Annotated in this window: 15 protein-coding genes; 5 read left to right on the top strand and 10 right to left on the bottom strand. The window is 48.5% G+C overall.

What is annotated here, in order from left to right:
• Window positions 1-151: 151 nt before the first annotated feature.
• Window positions 152-556: a hypothetical protein gene (locus ACIOVB_RS01690; protein ID WP_401264260.1), complete on the bottom strand. Its 405-nt coding sequence runs from the start codon at window positions 554-556 to the stop codon at window positions 152-154.
• A 798-nt stretch (window positions 557-1,354) separates the two neighbouring features.
• Between ACIOVB_RS01690 and ACIOVB_RS01685 the strand changes: the two genes are divergently transcribed.
• Together ACIOVB_RS01685 and ACIOVB_RS01680 are read left to right on the top strand one after the other, a co-directional pair.
• The gene (locus tag ACIOVB_RS01685) at window positions 1,355-2,377 is read left to right on the top strand and encodes a fimbrial protein (protein WP_401264258.1); all 1,023 of its coding nucleotides are present in this window, start codon (window positions 1,355-1,357) and stop codon (window positions 2,375-2,377) included.
• A gap of 97 nt (window positions 2,378-2,474) precedes the next feature.
• Window positions 2,475-3,461 (top strand): fimbrial protein, encoded by a 987-nt coding sequence (locus tag ACIOVB_RS01680; RefSeq protein WP_401264257.1) that lies wholly within the window; start codon window positions 2,475-2,477, stop codon window positions 3,459-3,461.
• Window positions 3,462-3,742: 281 nt separating this feature from the next.
• Here the strand turns inward: ACIOVB_RS01680 and ACIOVB_RS01675 are convergent, their stop codons facing one another.
• From ACIOVB_RS01675 to ACIOVB_RS01655, 5 genes are all read right to left on the bottom strand, one after another.
• Window positions 3,743-4,834, bottom strand: a complete 1,092-nt coding sequence (locus tag ACIOVB_RS01675; protein WP_401264255.1) for a linear amide C-N hydrolase — start codon at window positions 4,832-4,834, stop codon at window positions 3,743-3,745.
• A gap of 69 nt (window positions 4,835-4,903) precedes the next feature.
• Entirely contained in the window at window positions 4,904-5,842 is a 939-nt protein-coding gene (locus tag ACIOVB_RS01670; RefSeq protein WP_401264253.1) for a transporter, read from the bottom strand.
• A 29-nt stretch (window positions 5,843-5,871) separates the two neighbouring features.
• Window positions 5,872-6,924, bottom strand: a complete 1,053-nt coding sequence (locus tag ACIOVB_RS01665) for a DUF1254 domain-containing protein (RefSeq protein ID WP_401264251.1) — start codon at window positions 6,922-6,924, stop codon at window positions 5,872-5,874.
• 132 nt (window positions 6,925-7,056) lie between these two features.
• Window positions 7,057-7,653 carry an NADPH-dependent FMN reductase gene (locus tag ACIOVB_RS01660; RefSeq protein ID WP_401264249.1) on the bottom strand — a complete coding sequence of 199 codons (597 nt, stop codon included), beginning with the start codon at window positions 7,651-7,653 and terminating at the stop codon, window positions 7,057-7,059.
• Window positions 7,650-8,504, bottom strand: coding sequence for a sterol desaturase family protein (locus ACIOVB_RS01655; protein ID WP_401264247.1), 855 nt, complete (start codon window positions 8,502-8,504; stop codon window positions 7,650-7,652). The genes ACIOVB_RS01660 and ACIOVB_RS01655 overlap by 4 nt, the downstream gene beginning before the upstream one ends.
• 67 nt (window positions 8,505-8,571) lie before the next feature.
• Between ACIOVB_RS01655 and ACIOVB_RS01650 the strand changes: the two genes are divergently transcribed.
• Complete coding sequence (locus tag ACIOVB_RS01650) at window positions 8,572-9,537, top strand: AraC family transcriptional regulator ligand-binding domain-containing protein (RefSeq protein ID WP_401264245.1); 966 nt, start codon at window positions 8,572-8,574, stop codon at window positions 9,535-9,537.
• Window positions 9,538-9,598: 61 nt separating this feature from the next.
• On the opposite strand, the gene ACIOVB_RS01645 is transcribed toward ACIOVB_RS01650, so the two are convergent.
• The 4 genes from ACIOVB_RS01645 to ACIOVB_RS01630 all read right to left on the bottom strand — a co-directional run bounded on the left by ACIOVB_RS01645 (window position 9,599) and on the right by ACIOVB_RS01630 (window position 15,458).
• Entirely contained in the window at window positions 9,599-10,675 is a 1,077-nt protein-coding gene (locus ACIOVB_RS01645; protein WP_401264243.1) for an AraC family transcriptional regulator ligand-binding domain-containing protein, read from the bottom strand.
• Window positions 10,676-10,794: 119 nt separating this feature from the next.
• Window positions 10,795-12,219, bottom strand: a complete 1,425-nt coding sequence (locus ACIOVB_RS01640; RefSeq protein WP_401264242.1) for a DUF1254 domain-containing protein — start codon at window positions 12,217-12,219, stop codon at window positions 10,795-10,797.
• 72 nt (window positions 12,220-12,291) lie between these two features.
• Window positions 12,292-13,638, bottom strand: a complete 1,347-nt coding sequence (locus ACIOVB_RS01635; protein ID WP_401264241.1) for a DUF1329 domain-containing protein — start codon at window positions 13,636-13,638, stop codon at window positions 12,292-12,294.
• Complete coding sequence (locus ACIOVB_RS01630) at window positions 13,638-15,458, bottom strand: DUF1302 domain-containing protein (RefSeq protein WP_401264240.1); 1,821 nt, start codon at window positions 15,456-15,458, stop codon at window positions 13,638-13,640. Before ACIOVB_RS01630 ends, ACIOVB_RS01635 begins: the two co-directional genes overlap by 1 nt.
• 203 nt (window positions 15,459-15,661) lie before the next feature.
• Here ACIOVB_RS01630 and ACIOVB_RS01625 point away from each other — a divergent pair, with 203 nt between their 5' ends.
• Window positions 15,662-16,648, top strand: a complete 987-nt coding sequence (locus tag ACIOVB_RS01625) for an AraC family transcriptional regulator ligand-binding domain-containing protein (protein WP_401264239.1) — start codon at window positions 15,662-15,664, stop codon at window positions 16,646-16,648.
• A 169-nt stretch (window positions 16,649-16,817) separates the two neighbouring features.
• Window positions 16,818-19,625 (top strand): ATP-binding protein, encoded by a 2,808-nt coding sequence (locus tag ACIOVB_RS01620; protein WP_401264237.1) that lies wholly within the window; start codon window positions 16,818-16,820, stop codon window positions 19,623-19,625.
• Window positions 19,626-19,631: the final 6 nt, after the last annotated feature.

Raw genomic sequence — 19,631 nt, 5'->3', positions numbered from 1 at the left:
ATGTTCCAAGCGTGACTGCAAGTACTGGAGAACCGGTATCAGCTCCAGAACCTAACGTAAATGCCTTATCAGCAAGTGCTAAGCATTGGGCCTTGCATGTGAATGCGATTACCACATAGAAAAGCCCGCACAGCGCGCATCCTCATAACAGTTACCCTTCCGGCAAGCAGGGTGTAAGGCTTTCCAAATCGGTATCGCTTCCTGGACTTCTATCGACAGCACCATCTGGCCCAATGTAAATGTGAGTCCTTGGCCATTTGGGATTGACGCTAAAACAGTGGTTCTGGCCAGCATACGACCAGTCGAACTGCATGAAAAAATCATCGTCAGGGAACATATGGCCATGCCGGCCAGTTACCCCACCAGGTTTGATTTCTCTCCTGTAGATTTCGTCCTGTGTGCTTATCACGAAATCTAATGAGCCTTGGCCTTCATTTGAAAACTGGATGCTGACCCAAGGAGTTGCTAAATCCCAGAAAAAAAACGGTAGAAGTGCGGCAAACAAAATCTCCGTTGTCGGAAGCCTAAATTTTCTAATGTCTACATTTATGGACATGAGTTTCGCCCAATCACGGTGAAGAAATCACGCCTCTTCCTAATTTTCGCGAAAAAAAAACCTCCACGAGTGGAGGTAAGGATGAGGAGCGCCAGTGAATTTAACGAAAGCAGGGAGGTTCGTCACTAGGGAAAATCTGAATTTGTATCGGCTAGTGAGCGTTCTCGTGCTGCGTCTATCAGGTAGGCCGATTTGAAGTGATCTATTGAAAGCGGATATCTAATTGGCGGAGATTTTGGTGTTAATGCTTCAAGAGCGATCAAGGTTATTCTGTTAAAGAACCGAATCTAAATAAAATCAAAACGAAAATCCTACCGATACAGATGAAGATGTGTGATTGTTCAAATTCAATCACCACGTTACCTGTGGTCGCTCCCTGTTCTGTTAATAGCATGCATTGTTCGCTACGTTTTTTCTTATTTGAATCAGTTATTACCATTCGTCCGTTTCTTCGCAAACTCAGGTGCTTTTTAGGGTTTCTCCGATTTTCCATGCGTCTGTCGATCCATAAGGTTTACCAAGTCGAACGCCATCGGCTTACGTGGGCAAACATTCCGCCGAGAGGCTACGACAAAGAATTGTGCTAGTGGATGAAGTCTAGGATGAGCGGAAAAGTGCATTTGCACTAGCTGATCAATGTCGTCGCGCAAAAAAAAAGCGCATTAGTCCCTGTACTTTTGTACGAGATAAAGGATGAAAGGTTTTTCGCATTTACCTAGTTTCGGAAAGTGGAGAGAAATCGATATCATGGCCAAAGCCAACTCTATATGCTTTCCTCATGTTTCCTGAGAGAATATGATGAAAAAGTTGCACTGTTATTTGCTGTCTAGTTTTTTGATTCTACTGGCGCCGTTCGTCAGAGCAAACTGTGAGTTTGAACGATATAGCAAGATTTCAGAAACCACTATTAGTTTGCCTGCCTCATTGACTGTGCCCAGAGATCTACCTGTTGGTTCTGAGCTTTGGAACAGTGGTTGGGTGAAGGCGCCGAGTACTGCTGTTCGATGTAGCATTGGAGGTCTGGGTTTCATACAGGGCTTTTTCGCAAGTGGGATAGGTAGTGCTGTTCCCGGATTTTCAAGTGGCGGGTTCAGCTCTGTATATGAAACAAATGTCCCGGGTATAGGGATTTCTATTTATCTTTGCAATAATTTGCCTGCACGCTGTGAGACTGATTTTGAGTCGCTTGTAGTGCTCGGTAACTTATTGGTTCCTATTGAAGATGATTATTTTCCTTTGATAGGTGGCTGGCTGGTGCGTTTGATTAAAACCGGCCCAGTATCTGGTTCTTTTCCTCTGCAAGTTCCTGGAGTCAACTCGAGTTGGGTTCATGCTTTAGAAACAGGAGTTTTGACGCTGACGGGCCAAACAAAAATTAATACTCTAGGTTGTGAGATTTTACCTCAAAGTAGGAATTTAACGGTTTCTATGCCATCTGTAATACTTGCGGATTTTCGTGATGATACGACGGTATTAGATGAGCGATCAAAATCTAAAGCATTTGAGATCGCCTTGACGTGTGATGCAGGAACAAGACTCAGCTACCAGGTTGATGGTGTTGCGGCTTCTTTACAAAATCACGTACTTGCGAATTCGTCAGGCAATGGTATGGCAATAGGTGTAGGTGTTAAGTTGTTTCGTGGGGAGGATGGTGGAGAGCCGCTACCCCTAGGGGTAAGATTATTTCATGCAAGTGTTGATAGCAGTTCTAGAGTGATAATTCCTATAGTGGCGCGCTACTATAAAACAGTAGCGCGAATGAGCGAAATGCAAGCGGGTAAGTTATCTGTTGCGGCTACTTTTACGTTGAGTTATGAGTAGCTGAAATGGAGCAGTGGTTAAATTTTGATGCTGATCTAATTTTTCATAGCTTAAGTTTTTGTGTTCGGTTGGCTGAGGATGTATTATGAGGCTTTTCGTGAGCTTATTTGTAGGGTGGCTTTTCTTAGTGCCATCAGTCCAGGCCACCTGTTTTTTTACAGACAATACTCAGCAATCTCAGCTGACGATAAATCTACCGTCTACGCTAAATGTAACTCGTGATCTGCCAATTGGCGCAGAGCTTTGGAGTAGCGGCTGGATTGAGGCTCCGTCCAACGTCTTGCGTTGCTCTCTTAGAGGAAACGTTAGCGGGGTGCTCGCCGCCGGTATAGGTACTGCTGTCCCTGGTTTTTCTAGTAACGGATCTAATTCTGTATTCAGGACTAATGTTGCTGGAATCGGTATCTCAGTTTTTTGGTGCGCTGACTCTTCCTGCGATCCGAATTATGCCAACGCTACGCCAATCTCCGGGTTAAGCGGGGCGGCCAATTCCGCTTCTTATAACCTAAAACATAAATGGTGGGTACGGCTCGTAAAAGTAAGCGAAGATTTGTCCTCAGAACCACTCACAATAAGTGGAGTTAATCAGGTTAAGTATCATGATGGTACAGTTGCGATAATGACTATTGCAGGTCAGACTGTGGTGCATAGTAGTGCGTGCGAGGTGGATCCGCAAAGCACTAACATTTCTATTTCTTTACCTGCTGTGATGCTTTCTGATTTTAGTGACTCTACGACGGTTCTGGAGAACACGGCGAAGGCACGGTCATTCGAAATTAGTATGTTATGTGATCCTGGTGTTAATGTTCGATATCAAATTGACGGTGCTGCAAATGGGAACGTACTTGAAAATATAAAGAATTCCGGTATGGCTTCTGGAATCGGCGTAATGCTTTTTCGTGGAGATCAAGGCAGCCGTACGATGCTTCCCCTGGGTGAGAAAATTACGCATGTAAAAACGACGGGGCAGTCTTCTGTGAAAATCCCAATTACCGCTAAGTATTATAAAACCGTGGCTACTACTCGCGAAATGACAGGAGGGGATGTATCTGTAACTGCCGTATTTACATTGTTCTATGAGTAATCTGTTTGGAGTTTTAGATTGAACGCCAATAAGAATATCAAGCTGCCGCGAAGTCATCACCCGAGTGATATAGGAGTTTTAGTAGCCTGCATAAAAATGACTGATACTTTTACGAGAGCTTAAATGTAAGATGCTGGCTATTTTCAGAGAGAAGTGGGTTCGATCTTATATCGGCAGCAGATGCGTAATTTGAAGTCAAACACGCAATGTGGATGGAGTGGTTCCATACTGAGGACTAGGCTCGATCCCTCGAGCCCTTCTGAAGAAGTACCTGGCTCTCCTTACTCAGCGCTCGCCGCGAGGAAAGCGAATGGCTTAGCGGTTTTGAACTGCGCGGCCGCTTCTCCGGAATAAACCTCACCGTTCGATAGATTCAGCTTCAGTACCGGAGCTCCTTTTTTGAGATCAATTTTTTCCAGCGATATCCAAAATGTATTTGGACGAGTAGCCGAGTCGAAGTAGATGACCTTATGCGTCTGGTCGGACACCGTCCTCCACAGGGTTGAGGCGATGTTAGGTTCATTTGGAGTAGTAATGCCTAACGGCACGCTGACGGAACGTATCACTCCTAGTACGCTGGCTACTGCCTGGTAGGTGAACGATTGCCTAGGAACAGCGCTGATGTAGGTTTTCGACTCGGATTTTGGAACTGAATCAATTAAAAAAGAGGCACGTGCATATCTGTCAGCAGCCCGATTCGTTCCGGGTAGGAAGGTCAGCCCACCTATCTTTTGCCAATACTCATTGAGGGCGATTTGTTTATCGTACGTAGGGGAATTGGTCATGACTTTGTAAGCTTTGCCGTGATGGATCACGAGCTTACCGGCTACATATTCCAGAACGGCGGAATCACCTGAAGGATCGGAAAGTGCAAGATGAACTTGTGCGCCCGATCCGTTGGGTAGGGTAGGGGCAATGATCTGAAACGGTTCGGACTTGAGTGCTTCAACGGCTTGGGCGACCGAGGCGTAGTTATCCAGTACATACTGTCCCCAAGTGGAGATTGACAGGTGAGGCCGTGATGGGTCTACCTTTCCGTAGTCCGATTCATCAAGATACAGGACGTTTGCTACGAGTCCTTCGGAGTTCATTCCTTCAGTGCTGCCAATGTCATAGGCAGTAGCAATGACGCTTCCGTATTTCGATACCCACTTAGGCGTGTTTTTTCCGGCGGCGCCATCGCGTTCCATGCCGGCTGGGAATGCCCACAGGTTTGTGTGCATATCTTCCGACCAGTCCATAGAGCGCCCGTTGAGCACGAGTCCGTCATCTCCCACAAAAAGAGCGCGGGTGCAGGCATCTGCGGCGGATGCGAACCCGATGGTCAGGGCGAGCGACAACGCGATGGTTTTGAATGGGGCTGATTGCTTCATAATGTCCTCACTGCATCATTTGTAATAAAATCTGATGATCGTGGCTTTGATTGTGTAGTAACTAAATTTCTAAAATTTGAAACTTATGCTGACAACTGCTTCATCCCCCTCAGTAGTGTTAGCTGCTCCAAACTCTTTGTAGTATTTTCCCGTAACCGACACTGGCGTGTTCCCAACTGGGAAAGTCAGTGTGGCCGCTGGGCCAAATCCATAGACACGCGCTTTTAGGTCTCCTAGAGTGGCGCCTTCGCCGGAGTCACCTGTAATTTGTTGAAGTGCGTAACCGACTACGCCTATCTTGAATGACTTGTTTAGACTTCTACCAGCAGCGAAGTCAAAGTGTAAAACATCACCGGAGTGATAATTGGTTGCGCTGTTTTCAAAGTTTAAAAGGTAGACTCCTGTCGCGGAAAAATCCCAGCCAGTGGTGGGGTTCAGGTAAGTAACACCAACTTGAGGTGATAGTGACCAGTAGTTTTTTCCGGTGTTTAAAACTCGACCATCTTTATACGAGCCTGTTGGAACCCAGATAGATAAGTTCGAGTTGAAGTGCCAGTTCCCGTTATGCCATCCCAGCAGTACAGGCGTAAGAATAGCGTCTCCCAAGCCATCTTGATGTTCTTCTCTTTCATTCGTGCCCTTAGGTCTTACGAGTGTCCCTGTTAGTTTTGCATCGACCAGTGGGAGCGTGAACCCAAATGCATATGTTCCGCCAAACAATTCCCAAGGTGTAACAAAGGTTGGGCGAATCAGGTTTACCAGCAAGCGCGCCTCAATTTTACCCTGAACCTTACCCGACAGAAGAGTACGGTCTACTGAGCCGTCATAGTAAGCAATATCATTGCGCATATAGACGCCTGGTTCTACAGGTACAATCCCTCCGAGGAAGTCTCTGGATCCTTTTAGATACGAACTCGTTCCGCCTTCAAGCGCAACAGCAGTGTTCGCCGCGAGTGCAGTTAACGCAAAGCCACTAGCATACCTTAATGTCCGGGTAAGCATTTTCATTTGACAACTCCTCATCAGCTAGCCCGAGATCATTTTTGTTGAGTGGCCGGCTGGACTTCTGGAAACTCCCATCGCCCATCCGTGATTTCCTGTCTTGGACGATAAAGTCTTACCGTATAATTCCAGTCTTTCATTATAGGCAAACAGTTCGGGGTTGATGATTTGCAATCACCAAATTGAATGTTGACTGATTTATCTGATTCTCGTTTTGCGGTGACGCTGTTTAATGAGTATTTGTTGAGAGGGTTCTTTTTGAAAAAACCTTCTCCGTCGTAAACGCTAATCGACCAAAAGCCATCCACTGGGACATCTTTGATGTTCAGCTTATATACGGTCTTACCGTCATTTAACTTTGGATACACTGAACGATAAATTGCAGCTTCGGCAGGGTTTCCTCCCCAGCCGATCGAAGTGCCTATCAGGTGCGCAACAGGATCTACGTGAGCTTTATCGCCGAACATCTTGCTACTCCCCGAACCCAGCGACATGGCCAGCGTTGCCAGCGCTTTTCTTACCTTGGCTTGAGATTGCGCTTCCCACTTTGGGATTTCAAAACTACCGATTTCAGACTGTTCAACTTTTATTGATTTCTGAAGATCATTTGCAGATTTTATGTCTGATGCAGATTCAGGGTTGGCGAATGTTCGAATGACCAGCATTACATAACGAGTGCCGACCTTGTCTTTGCTGTAGGTATAAGTGCCTGGCGCGTAGACAACCTCATTTGTGTAGTGATCCTCTGAAAGAACTTGCATGGACATAAAGCGAGTGCCAGTGTCTGGCAGCGTAACTGAGACCGGGCCCGCATCGAGGTCGAAGACACCCGAAGAGTAAAGAGTGTCGCGGTTGAGACGGACAACGTCCTGGGCTTCGATGCTCGCCATCTCGGTGCGATGAACGAGCTTGCCGAATGCTCCGCTTTTCACCGCCTTCTGGAAGTAAGTGTCTGTTTCTGCACGTATGAAGTTCTCAATATTGACCGTGGTGGGTTTCTCGGACGCGAAACCTGGCACCGGAAGAACTGTTTGTAATGTCATAACGCTTATGAGAGCGAAAGAGGCACGAGGAAGGGAATAGTGCATAGGCACTCCTTGTTTTAGTCGAGATTATCGATCTGCCACCGAGAAACGATAGCAGAGAATGAGCAAGGGCAATGCGTGAACGCATTGCCCTTTTCATGACCTGTCATTTATTATGAAGAGTAAATTTTTGAACTACATTCCAGTTGAATGGTCGCCGTTGAACATATCGATTTCAGAGCGAATACTGTTTAAAGCCCTGTCATAACTACTCAGCATTCGCAGAACCCAATCAGAGCGCGTTCGCAGGCGTATGTCGTTATCGCTTGCAGGCATATCCTCGTTAAATACATGGTCGACATTCCGAACAATCAGGTGTTCAGGGAGGTACATGATTCGACTGTTTTTATAGCTGGACGCACGCAACTCGGCTATTGGATATGCTCCTCCAGATCCTGCCGAAACGCCGACCAGTAAGGCAGGTTTATGGCCGAGTTCTGCTAAACCCGCATAAAGAAAGAAGTTCTTCAATGCAGGGCACGCCATACCGTTCCACTCTGGACTCACAACAACAAGCGCTGTTGCATTTTGTAGCAACTGCTGTTGTTTTCTCCAAACTTCATCTTGATCTTTTTCAGGCCAGAGTGGGAGCCTAATGGAGGCCAAGTCGATTAGGTCAGTCGCATCACATAGCTGTAACCGTTCTAAACGTTCTTGTAAAAATCTGGCGACCTTAAGCGACTGGCTCTGAGGTCGACTCGAGCCGGAGAGCAAAGCGATACGGCTTTTCATTGTGTAGCCTTCTGTTTCGTATTCACAGTGGGGGCGGTGCGACGGGAGCGAACCAGCGGCCAAAATAGTTCTTCTTTCCAACTTATCGGTGAGAGATGCTCAATTCCATAGGAAGGAGGGCGGCGGCGCGTGATTTTTGCGGTGCCAAAGACCACATCCCACAGGAAAAGCAGGTTCCCAAAGTTGCCTTTGTAGTGCGTAACGCCATCGTCAGCGGTTAAACCATGATGAGCAGAGTGAGTGGATGGCGTAGAGATCGTGCGTTCCAGAATCCAGACCAGAGGACGCAACGCAGGAATGCTGTAAAGCTTATCGTCCCAGGCAACACTGCTATGTGCCGCGAAAATGACGGTCATTTTCAGGATCAAATAGACGTAGTAAATCGGTGCGAGGCCCAGATAGATAAGGGCGCCTGATAACCATATACCCGGCATCAACATGTAGTAGAAGCTGTTGTTCCGATAGACGATGCGAACACTCATATATGTTGCAGAGTGATGCGCTCGATGCAGTGCGTATAGAGCGGGTACCCGATGGGTCAGGCGATGCCACCAGTACTGCGTCATATCATCCAGCAGCAAGAACAGAACGAACCCTAAGATCCATGGAATACCCTGTAAGGCGTTCTTCATATTCGGAAGGAGCTGCTCTAAAATCGTCCCGCTCAGCCACATCACCAGAGGGAATGTGACGGTAACCAGTATTCCGGAACCGATCACTTCAATCAGGACATCACGCTTGGTGCCTGAAGGCTGGCGAAATGATGAACAAGCGATCTCCAGTAAAACGAAGGCAAGGAAAATTCCTGCCACGATCAAAGTTGGGTTGTTGCCGAGCATTGTTGTATTCATGGCACTCTCGATTTAGGCCCTTGCGGGCAATGCTCCGCCATTAGAAACCACCAGTAAGGCGTCCCCAATGCGTGAAAAGGACAGAATCAAGCTAGAACTGGCCATTCGCCCGAAGCAGCGTTTCCATCGAGGCAAGCTCGGTCAGGTACTGGAACGGTTTCTGAATAGCCAAACCTCTCGTTTAAGCGCGGACTACAGCTTGGCAGAGCTCGACCAATTGTGGCGTGAGGCGGCGCTGATTGAGCCTGCAATAGGACTGAAACTATTCGCCCAATTCACTCCTCAGGATTGGCACGTTTTAGCCTATCTATGCCTGTACAGCCCTGATGTGCGTTGTTCAATGGAGAACTGGGCGCGTTACGCACCGCTGGCCTCGGACACCGATAGTGTCAGGCTGGTAAATGACGAAAATGGTTTTGGAGTTGAGTTGTTTGTCGACGCGCCGACTGACCTTTGCCGGTACGTCACTGAGCATTACGGGGTTATGTCCATTGCTCTATTGCAGCGTGGTACGGGTTCAGAAGTTCGGCCTGTGCGAGCTAAATTCACTCATCCGCGCCCCTCCTATTACAAGCAGTATGCTCAATGGTTTGGTGATTGCATTGAGTTCAGCTGTGCTGCGAATTGCTTCTATTTTGATGCGCACAGTTTAGATCTGCCGATGCAAACCAGGCATCACGGAATGTTAGAGCTGTTGACCCAGGAGTTGGATCGACGCATAGCGGTGCACCGAAACTTTACAGGTTGGGCCGCGAAGGTAGCTGCCGGTGCCCGCCGTGCTCTGTCCCTTGGAGAAACACCGAATCTGGACGATTTGGCTCAGGCACTGCACCAAACACCACGCACCTTGCGTCGGCGATTGGAAGAGCAGGGTACGACATTCAGAGGGTTGCTTGACCAGGTTCGCGCCGAACTGGAATTGCACCTTGAGTTACAAGGCGCTTCCCGTAGTGAGATTGCCAGCCAACTGGGCTACAGCGATTTGACGGCTTATTTCCACGCTCGTAGTCGATGGCGTGGAAACAGTGGATAGCGCTTCATCCGCCGCCGCTTCGGATTCAAATGTTTGGCTATGCGCTGATGTCCAGGCGGTTCTAGAGTGGATCGTGAGTTCTTGTCATTTGATTGCGGTAGCTCAGGGGCGTGATAGCGCGCCAGCGCCGAAAGGCACGATTGAATCCGCTTGGTTTGCTGAATCCTGTTCGATTGGCTATTTGCTCAAGCGTCAGTGTTGGGTCAAGTAGTAAGTGCAGCGCTTGAGCTTCACGTGCTTGATCCAGCAGTTTCGCGAAGGAGAGCTTCTGGTAGCGCAATGAGGCTCGCAGTTGGGCTGGCGCAAGACCAATGGCGTCTGCAAGCGTCTCAAGATTCGGTGAGTAAGCCAGCATGTCCGCCAATCGCCTGCGAAGAGCGCAGGCGGGCAACGGTAAGCCTAATCGTATCAACTGATGAAGAATTGGCTGTTCAACCTGAGCAAGCAGGTGTTGGTTTGCACCTTTCAGATCCAGACCCCAAGCATCCGCCTTGAAAACAAAGGTGCCCAGCGGTTGGCCAAAAAAAACAGGAACGCCGAGTTCCTCCCATGGTGTCGGATCATGAGGGGCTGGGCGACGTAGCTCTAGACGTCGCAATAAGTGACAGAGAGGAAGACCGATTTGACGTTGGAAAATTCTTAGGTGCAGTGCGACAAAATAATCGCGGGCTACTTCCGGGGGCACATGTGGGCCATGGATATGAACCTGCAGCAGATGATCGCCATTGGGCGCAGTATGTAGCGTGGGCATCGCAACGGTGCTGAGCACCCGAACGAACTCTACATGCCGCCTAATGGACTCACCGAACGTCTGACTTGCATATAAGGCTAGATCGATGCCGTATAGGTTAACCGCGCCTGTATGTGCGGCGACTCTCAATCCGAATGCCTCATCACCACTTAATTCAGCACAGCGTTGCCACAAAATGCTTAACGTCGTGACGGGCAAGCGCAGCTCATTGCCATTGATGTGATCGAATTCGATTCCGATACGCTGAAATATGGGCAGCGGGTCAATGCCGTACTGCACGTCAAGCGTCTTTGCGATCGCGCGCACGACGGTTGCCAATGTCGTCTGAGCAAGATAGTCATTCTGCGATGCGGTAAGTTTTTCGGATGTGGGCTGATTCAACTGCATTTTTTTTAGCGCTATTAAAGGACTAACGCATTCTTGCAAAATAAAAACGGTCTTGCATGTGAAACCAAGACCGGTTTTTAGCTAGGTTGTTTTACACATTATGCATCGTGTCGATAGGTTCAGAGCACCGGTTGTACAGGTGGAGGCGCCCATAGTCCTCGCTGGATGGCGACGCCCGGGACGTACGCGCGAAAAACGGTAAAAAAACGGTCGCGTGGAATCGGAAGCCAGTTGGAGCGCTTGGCCTCACCTGGATCATCAGCCTGAAGATAAATAGTCAGCCCACCGTCGGCATCCTTTTTCAGTCCTTCTGTTCGATCACCAATCGAAAATCGGTTAATCGCATTGGGGCTGAAATTAAAGGTCATGTCATAGATGCCCATTGACCAAAACGCTTTGACGTCGGGTTTATCTTCCGGAGCGAAATGCAGGGTGTAGTTTCTGTTGCGCCCATCCAGCGGCTGATTGTCAGCGTCTTTTCGAGCGCCAATGTAGGAGGCTTCCTCCATGTCGTTCGCCGCAATCCCTGTCATCGACTGAAGGGCTGCCCGAGTGAGCCATTGGTTATGCAGGCCAAGTCTGCCGAAGTTCTCAGGGGTGATGGCCCAGCCGTTTTTAAAGGTACGACCAAAGCCCGAGACTGCTGCTTCCTGCACCAGTTTACGGCCCTCCAACGCAGCGCGGGACAGTCCACGTAGGGTCGCATCATCCATGGCATCGATGTTCTGCCCAGGGCCAACGCCTATATCAGCAAACTGAGAAACCAATGGTGCATTACGCGCTTCAGGTGGATTTTCAGTGAGGGCTCTATTGATGGTACGCCACTCGTTCAGAGGATCGCTTTTGCGGTCAAAAGGTTTCCATGCCTCTTCTTGATTAACCACTGGAAGCGTTGACTTCCCCCATGCACTGAGTGGTGTGAGCCGGTATTGATCCTGTAGCTTCTGAACATTGATCTGATCCGCAGCGCCATCCACAAGCGTGCGCCCGAGGATCATTGCCACATCTGTCCGAGAGGGAGGTAGCCTTTTGACCCCCTCTGGTGTCTTACCTTGCCAACCTGGCCCCGTGATCAGGTAGCTTCCCGCGTCTGGGCCAGTCGTTCGTGAGCCTACATAGGCAAAATTATCTGAGTCCATTGAAGCCATCTGCATCACGTAATAACGGTTCCCTACATCGGGAACAGAAAGGATCAGCGGCTCTTTTTTGAGATTGAGCCAGGCGACGGAATAGAGGGTGTCGTTGTTCGGGGTGCCACCATTTCGGTAGTCAGATCCGGTTAGTGTGCGTGCGTGCCAAAACTGATTTTGCGGTGCGTAGGGAATATTGGCTGGGTCAATTGATTGGGTTGTCCACTGCCAACGCAGTTCAGAGTTATAGCTCCAGGGAAAGGCAAAAATGTAGGCTTGTATCCCCAGGCTGTAGGCGTAGTTTTCACGCCAGTTAGCAGCTGGTGTGTTCGATTCGTCCGCGCGTGTGGAAAGTGTGTAAATCAAAAGTAATGAAAGAACGAGAATGCTGCTGAGGATTCGGAGTGACCTCATGAGTGATGTTCCTTTATTTATTATTTAAGGTCTGTCGTCGACTGCAAGATTTCTGGTGAAATTTACGGTTAACTATTTTCCTTGGCGCTTGAGTTCCGCTGGTGTGTAGTCTGCTTTGCGTCCTGAGGCACCGAACTGCATTTTCTTACTGACTTCATTCGTCATGAAGTTTGCTGAGTAGTTTCCAGAGATGAGGTCGTAGGTTGTCTCTAGTGCCGTTAGCGGTAACTCAATATCATGAAGGAATGTCAGGTGAGACTCGTAGTTGCGCCACAGTTCACCGCGACTGTCATACATGTCTGAAGCCATGATTTGCCAAGTATCTTCGTCAACATAGAAACGACGTTTGCTGTAGATATGTCGCGCATTGGGTTTAAGTGTAGCCTCAACCACCCAGACACGGTGCTTCTCATAGCGAGTAAGGTCAGGGTTTGCAAAGTTTGGCTGCAGTATGTCGCTATATTTTATGTCTTTGCTCCCCAGCTTGAATGCGTTATACCCAATCAACATCTCTTTCCTTCCGATCAACTTCCAATCGTAGCGATCCGGTGCTCCATTGAACCCGTCGATGCTGTCGGACACGACTTGACCAAAGCTATAGCGAGCACTGCTGTCGTAGGCGACGGTGGGAGCGCGCCGGACTCTTCTCTGGCCTGGCATGTATTGCCAAGCCGAACGCTGTTCCTCTACCTGGTCGAGTGGTTCGTAAACAAGCGTTGCTTCGCCGGCATAACGCGAAGGACTGAGCGTTTTGACGAGCGTGTATTGAAGGATATTTTCTTCAGGCGCCAGATCAGTGACGGTTTCTCGCCAGTTGATCCTCTGCTCGTATGTCACCAGCGTGTAATCGCTTTTTCCCTGCACAGTCGCGGAGGCAAATTCACGATTGACTGAACCTCCGCGAAAACGAGTCAAGTGGTTCCACATCACCTCCAGCGCTTCGGTTGGCTCGGGAAATGGGATGCCAAAGTTGTAGTTTTTTAGGCCATTACCCGCTTGGGCAAGCTCCACCTTGGTGACATTGGTACGACTTTCGTCTATGTATTTCTGAGGGAGTCGTGCGCTTCGGTGACTTGGATAAACATTCATTCGGTACTCAGGAAAACGCTTAAACATTGCTTGTTGACCGGGGCTGAGCAGATCTTTGTGCTGTGAGAAATTAGCGCTATTGATGATGTAAACAGGCTTCTCTTGAGCGAAGGGGTCAGCATAATTACCGATGTTACTGATGGCTGCAGCTCCGGGTTTCAAACCGCCTTCCCAAGGGGGAATGCTACCGTCTGTATTGCCAGCGCGTATGCCCCCAAAAGGATTCAATGCACCAGTAAGTTTGGCAGTGTCAGTTTCCTTGGCATCAGCCAAGTTAAATAATGCGACCATCGTAAATGCTAACGGAAAGGCGAGCAGGGCAGGGTTCATCAGAAACTTACCTTTAGGGTTGCTGACGCGAAATCTCGATCGTCAATGGTGGAAAATTTGTTTGTTCCAAAGAAGTCGTTATAAGAGAGTTCAAACGAGTAGTTGTTGCGATAGTCAAACGTCAGGGAAACTCCTGCGGCCATCTGACCTTCCTGAAAATTCGGGCCATACCCTTCGACGTCATGACGGAAGTTAATGGACGGCGTTACCACAGTGGACGGAAGAAGACTTTCATAGCTGAGACCAGCGCGAATGCGATACCCCCACGAAAGACCGGTATAGAACCCATGCGTATTGCAAAAGTCTTTGTTCTTTTCTGCAGCTTGGGCGGCACTTAGTCCGTTGGTTGAGGGTAGGAAGCACGCCGACCCAGTATCCTGCACTCGTCCGAATGCACTGGCACGGCCGTAGCGCTCTTTATGTACATCGAGGTCGTCGATCCAATTCGCGCCAGCCTCTGCAGCCCAGGTAAGTTTTTGCGAACCGAGGACGTTGTTGACGGTATCTGTAGCTCCAAGGCTGTATTGCCAAACCTGTTTGCGCTTGTAGCCTTCAGCCGTGCTTCCTAGTGCAGGCGATACTCCGTCAAAAATCGGTGTACTGGCTCCTGCTCCTGCTAGTACGGCGATGAAGTCCGAACCGTTGAAGGTTAGTGGTTGATTAGGTCGATAACTCAGCTCGCTGAATACGGCAGTGGTGCCAATGATCCCGCTGAGGCTGGCACCAAACATTCGTATGCTCTCGGGGTACACGGTGTAGTAGGTGGCTGTTGGGAGTGATCCCATGGTGAGGCTGTTTCTGACTGAGCCGTCGAGCGTGGCGGTACGACTGTGATAGGTGGCGTAGTACAACCCGAGTTCGGCTTCATTGAGAGAAGACAGTGTCTTGCGCAAAGCAAATCCAAATTGTCCGCCGTCCCTTGGCATGTCGGTAGGGCCACGGCTTTCGTACCCGGCGGATGTGATCAGTTGCTGAGTGGATAGGTTGCCTGCCGGATTGACCAGCATTTTGTTGTTTTGACAACCTTCCTGGATGTTGTCACTGACAGAGAAGAACGTTCCGCAACCGTCCAACACTGTGGGGCGGAAGTTGTATTGGTAGAAACCCTCAAGGCTCAAGTCATCCGTCAGATCAAAGCTGAAACTGAGCATTTCTACAGGAAGCTGTCCTTCCTTTAGCTCCACACCTGGCCGGTTAAAGGCGGAGGCGTCTACGGGGTTTATGGCGTTAATGCCATTCTGCAAAAATAATGCTTCTCCCCAAGATAACACCTGCTTCCCAAATTTCAGGTTGAGCTGCTGCTCCCCCACATGGAAGTTTTTCCAAACGTAGAAATCAAGGGTCTTGAAACCCTGAAATCTGGCGAGATCCTGCCAGTCGCTGTCGTCGAACCGGCTGTATTCACCGTTACGGGTCTCATAGGCGTGGTCGTACCAGTACTTGAAGCGAATGAAAGCCCCTTGATTACCGCTGTTAAGGTCAAACTCTGTTAATCCCTTGAGAGTTTGAGATATCGGAGAATGTTTTTTGAAGTTCAGCTTTCCATCATCTGCGTTGTAGTTAACGCCTGTACCGCGCTCACCTATCGATCGAGCGTCTGCAACCGTTAATTGGCTAGGATCAGGGTTGCGCAGGGCCCAACTCGCACCTAGGGAGACGGTAGTATTAGTGGACAGCACCCAGTCGTCAGAGAAAGACCAGGTTGCTGAGCAGGCGAAAGGCGTATACAGCGTGCTAATAAAAATTGCAGACGGTGATACCTTTTCCAGAAGGCACCGCGCGAGCGCGCAGTACGCTTTGCGTCTCGTAGATCGCTGCATATGAAAGTCACCTGTTTTTGTTTTAATGGTGAGTTGGTTTTCTCAGTAGATGTCACACGCTCCCAAGCGCATTTTGGGGAGGTGCAAGAGCCAAGCATCAATCGTGTCGACTGAGCTGCAACGATGGGAGCCGTAGGGTGGAAGTTATTAGTCATTTGCAGACAAAAAGTTTCCCTGCTCACAGACATAGATCGTCCTTATCATTGCCCATCATCAATGCCGGGGTTCAGGTGCTGTTGTCTCTAGGGGTTGATAAAGAGCAGCTGCAAAAAGATTGGGGGGTAAGACTCAGCTCTCTACGCGATCCTTACCGACGTCTGCCTTCCTTTCTGGCGCGTCGATTTTGGGAGGTGGCAAGAGCGTTGAGCGGTGATCCGGCAATTGGTCTACACGCTGCGCAGCAAGCCGATCCAAGCCTGATGTTAGGCGTAGCGTATTTGATGGAGCTCATGCCCGACCGGCTGTCTGCATTGAGAGTCATGGCGAGCTATTGGCCATTGATTGCGGGTCATTTGGATCTGGATTGGAAGCAGGAGGGGCGCAAGTTACGTTTGACGTTGATCCCAAACCAGCCATTAAGCGCTGCGCATGAGGAAGTAGATTATTGGTGCATGAGGCAAGCTCTGCATCTCAAGGCGAGGCCTGGCGCTCCAGTAGCATTGCTGGAGGTTCACATGCGGCGATCTCCGCCTTTTGATCCTTCGCCCTGGAGAGAAAAGATTGGATGCAATGTACATTTTGGTGCCTCGCGCGATGAGTTGGTGCTGGATATAGATGCCTTACTGGTGCCTCGCCCGGCAGGTAGTCCAGCTGTTTGCGCATCGCTTGAAAAGGCGCTTGAAGGGTACGCGCTGAAAACAGAGAAACCATCAACGCTGGAGTCTGTGGCCGCTGCTGTAATGCTGAGTATCCGTGATGAACGAAGCTTTGACATGATTGCTGCGCAGCATCACGCCACGACTCGCACGCTCCGACGAGAGCTGATTCGTGAGGGATGGTGCTATTTTGATATTGTTGATATTCAGCGACGCTTACTCGCAAATGATCTGCTACTTCTCAGTAAGCTTTCTATTAGTGAAGTCGCTGACAGTGTGGGCTACGATGAAGTCTCTAATTTTCTACGTGCTTTCCGCCGTTGGTATGGTGAAACCCCTCGGGAATTTCGTCAGCGCCATGTTATTGGGGTATGATTTTTAAAGTCGTGAAGTAAATATCAATAACGACAAGCGGAAGTGGTTGTGCTTCATATTTGAGATTACGAACGGAAACAGGCGTTGAGGCTCGCCGGTTCCTGTCAATAATTGATTTTCGGGTTTGTCCGATAGCCATTGTAATGGCGGAAATATTAAGATTTTCGCCATGAAATACATACATTTTTTTAAATCCGTTAACCAAGGCTTTTCCTCGCCAAAGGCAGTTCAAAAGCTGCTAAATCTCTTGGCGGTGATCTTGTGTGTCTGTCTTTTTCTCGGGGGCGGCTTCTACCTGATATCGCGTTTTGATGACGAAGTTTCAAGTCGAAAAAGTGATCTGAACGAGGAGATGTTTCATGTTCAAAAGAAACTATTCAAAAGAGAAGCTCTATTGCTGCATCTCAGTCGTTCTGTAACAAGCAATGTCTCAGATTCTACTAGGGCTGCTAGAGCGGAGCAGGGTGCGATTAATACTCAGTCACACGATAAGTTTGTTAGATTCAATGTAAATATGAATCCCTTAAGTCTGAGAATTTCTTCGAGAGACGTATCTGAACTAAAAACGTTTGACGCCGGGCTTATACATGTTTCTGATGATCAGAGCCCGACGGTGACTAGGCTCTATGCTTGGAGTAATGAATACGCTGCGGTACCTAGGTATGTGCTGGAAAAATTGAGATCGCAAAATAATGCTGAGATGCCCCGATTTATCTGGTTGAGCGATCCCTTTGACCCTGAGAGTCGAGTTTATATATTTAAAAGGATTTCAAACTATCTCGGAAGTGGATGGTTAGGGCTGGAGAGCAGTGGTGTAGCACTGAGCGCCATGCTGAATGCTGAAAAGGTAGATGGATATCTTCTTCTCGATGACGGTCTCAATCGAGTATTAAGTAGCTCAGGATTTACCGAGTCAGAGAGAAATATTCCGCGTCCCATGACTTTAGAGGGATTTAACTTTGCCGGACAAGGCTTTTTGCCCGGTTGTCTGACCCTGAACAAAGGGGTAGGGGACTCGGAGTGGACATTGGTCTATTTTGTGTCTTCGGAAAGTATCCTGGGCGGCATAAAATGGAGCTTTGTTTCTGTCCTGACGTTCTGCTGTGTTATGGGAATGTTGATTTGTATTCTGATTAGAAGAATAAATTCTCGACTTGTTAACCCGGCTTTGAATCGTTACGAGGCTCTCATAGAAAGTGAAGCTTTCAGTAGGGCAATTATAGAAACCGCGCCTGTAGCTCTATGTGTGATAAGACGAGCGGACGGAAAAGTTGTACTTGAGAATCGACTCTGTGCTGAGTGGTTCGGTGGGCAAGAGCAACATGCTAGATTGTGTGAATACTGGATTTGGAGGGCATATGAAGATGATTTGTCAATCAACGAGGAGTGCCAAACAGAGGATGGTCGCTACTTATATTTAAGCTCGACCTTAACCCGATACAAAAGCGAAGATGTCCTTTTTTGTGCATTTAGTGATATAACAAGTCATAAGCAAGTGGAGTTGGAGCTGGTTCGTGCTAAGCAATGCGCTGACGCAACCAATGATGCGAAAAATATCTTCTTGGCATCCATAGGGCGCGAGGTTAGAGCACCAATTTATAGCGTCATGAATGCCTTGGAGTTGTTCGGTTCGACAAATTTGGATTCCCGTCAAACTCGCTACCTTGAGCTGATGCGCAATTCGGCGAAGGATCTGGATCACCAGGTTAGTAATGTTGTAGAACTTACGAAACTAGAGGCAGGGCGTTTAAAGCTAGATTTGGAGGAGTTTAACCCTTGTGATTTAGTGAGCAGTATAGCGCAAGAATTCTCGATTGCAGCTAAGCGTAAAGGACTAACGTTGCTTTCTTTTTGCGATCCCGGATTGCCTGACTTTGTATATGGTGATGTTGCCCGCATACGTCAGATAGTCACGAACTTGTTGAGTAATGCAATTAATTTCACGGACTCGGGGCGTGTTGTGTTGCGAGTACGTATCGAGAGTCGCGATTGTGAAAGATTGAATTTGCTCTGGCAGGTGTCAGACACAGGTTGCGGTGTTCCCATGGCCCAACAGAAGCATTTGTTCGATGCCTTCTATAGAGCTCAAGACAGCGGGGGGCTGCCGAGTGGTACAGGCTTGGGGTTGACTATCAGTCAGCGTCTTGCCGATTTAATGAATGGATACATTCGTTTAGTTAGCGAGCCGGGTTTGGGGAGCAGTTTTACCCTCCATCTTCCATTAGTTGCAAATATTGGCGTTTCGGGTGAGAGCCATGATTTTAAGCTTCAGGAAAAACCTGTCTATATAAAATCGAATATAGGCGAGGCTGTCGAGAATCTTAGTGGTTGGCTACGGCGGTGGGGAGCATCACCCCATGTCTTAAAAGGAGGGGAGCTAAAGTACTCGCCTGGAGTGACACTTGTCGAGCTTTTACCAGAAAGCAGTCATCTCCACTCTCAAAGTTTGCCGGATAACTCACGCGTAATTGCAAGCTTGGATCCGTTGAAGCATCCAGTTCTAGAGGATTCAGTATGGAAAGTATGCGTGCATGATATTCAAGCAATCGGGCGAGCCATACAGGCTGCGCAAACCGGAAGTGAGATCACTGAACCTATCGAGTGTGAGCAATCAAGAAATCTTAGCAAAAGCATTTTAATGGTTGGTGAGGAATGTAATGATCGACTTGTGCTGAAAGAGCAACTTGAATTTCTTGGATGTGAAGTGACTCTTGCCTGCGATAACAAAGAAGCAATCATGCAATGGAGTTGCGGGAATTTTGACGTGATTATGATTGAGGTTTGTAATGTCGGGCCAGATGATATAAATATTGTAAAAGAATTACGAAAATTAGGATGTAAAAAACCGATAGTAGGGGTGTCGGAAAGCTTAGTGAGCGAGGTGGGGGGGCACTCTATGCTTGCTGAGGTGGATCTAAATTTAATTAAACCTTTTTATCTCTCCTCGGTTTTCAGGGGGTTGAGCGAGTTGAAGTAGGGGTGG

The organism is Pseudomonas sp. NPDC087639 (assembly GCF_044743385.1).
Lineage (GTDB): Bacteria > Pseudomonadota > Gammaproteobacteria > Pseudomonadales > Pseudomonadaceae > Aquipseudomonas.
This window is presented reverse-complemented; position numbering and strand designations above follow the sequence as displayed.

What these genes read in the sequence shown, in the direction of transcription:
- ACIOVB_RS01690 (WP_401264260.1), bottom strand. Translation starts at nt 556, where the DNA reads ATGTCCATAAATGTAGACATTAGAAAATTTAGGCTTCCGACAACGGAG.
- ACIOVB_RS01685 (WP_401264258.1), top strand. Translation starts at nt 1,355, where the DNA reads ATGAAAAAGTTGCACTGTTATTTGCTGTCTAGTTTTTTGATTCTACTG.
- ACIOVB_RS01675 (WP_401264255.1), bottom strand. Translation starts at nt 4,834, where the DNA reads ATGAAGCAATCAGCCCCATTCAAAACCATCGCGTTGTCGCTCGCCCTG.
- ACIOVB_RS01670 (WP_401264253.1), bottom strand. Translation starts at nt 5,842, where the DNA reads ATGAAAATGCTTACCCGGACATTAAGGTATGCTAGTGGCTTTGCGTTA.
- ACIOVB_RS01665 (WP_401264251.1), bottom strand. Translation starts at nt 6,924, where the DNA reads ATGCACTATTCCCTTCCTCGTGCCTCTTTCGCTCTCATAAGCGTTATG.
- ACIOVB_RS01660 (WP_401264249.1), bottom strand. Translation starts at nt 7,653, where the DNA reads ATGAAAAGCCGTATCGCTTTGCTCTCCGGCTCGAGTCGACCTCAGAGC.
- ACIOVB_RS01655 (WP_401264247.1), bottom strand. Translation starts at nt 8,504, where the DNA reads ATGAATACAACAATGCTCGGCAACAACCCAACTTTGATCGTGGCAGGA.
- ACIOVB_RS01650 (WP_401264245.1), top strand. Translation starts at nt 8,572, where the DNA reads ATGCGTGAAAAGGACAGAATCAAGCTAGAACTGGCCATTCGCCCGAAG.
- ACIOVB_RS01645 (WP_401264243.1), bottom strand. Translation starts at nt 10,675, where the DNA reads ATGCAGTTGAATCAGCCCACATCCGAAAAACTTACCGCATCGCAGAAT.
- ACIOVB_RS01640 (WP_401264242.1), bottom strand. Translation starts at nt 12,219, where the DNA reads ATGAGGTCACTCCGAATCCTCAGCAGCATTCTCGTTCTTTCATTACTT.
- ACIOVB_RS01635 (WP_401264241.1), bottom strand. Translation starts at nt 13,638, where the DNA reads ATGAACCCTGCCCTGCTCGCCTTTCCGTTAGCATTTACGATGGTCGCA.
- ACIOVB_RS01630 (WP_401264240.1), bottom strand. Translation starts at nt 15,458, where the DNA reads ATGCAGCGATCTACGAGACGCAAAGCGTACTGCGCGCTCGCGCGGTGC.
- ACIOVB_RS01620 (WP_401264237.1), top strand. Translation starts at nt 16,818, where the DNA reads ATGAAATACATACATTTTTTTAAATCCGTTAACCAAGGCTTTTCCTCG.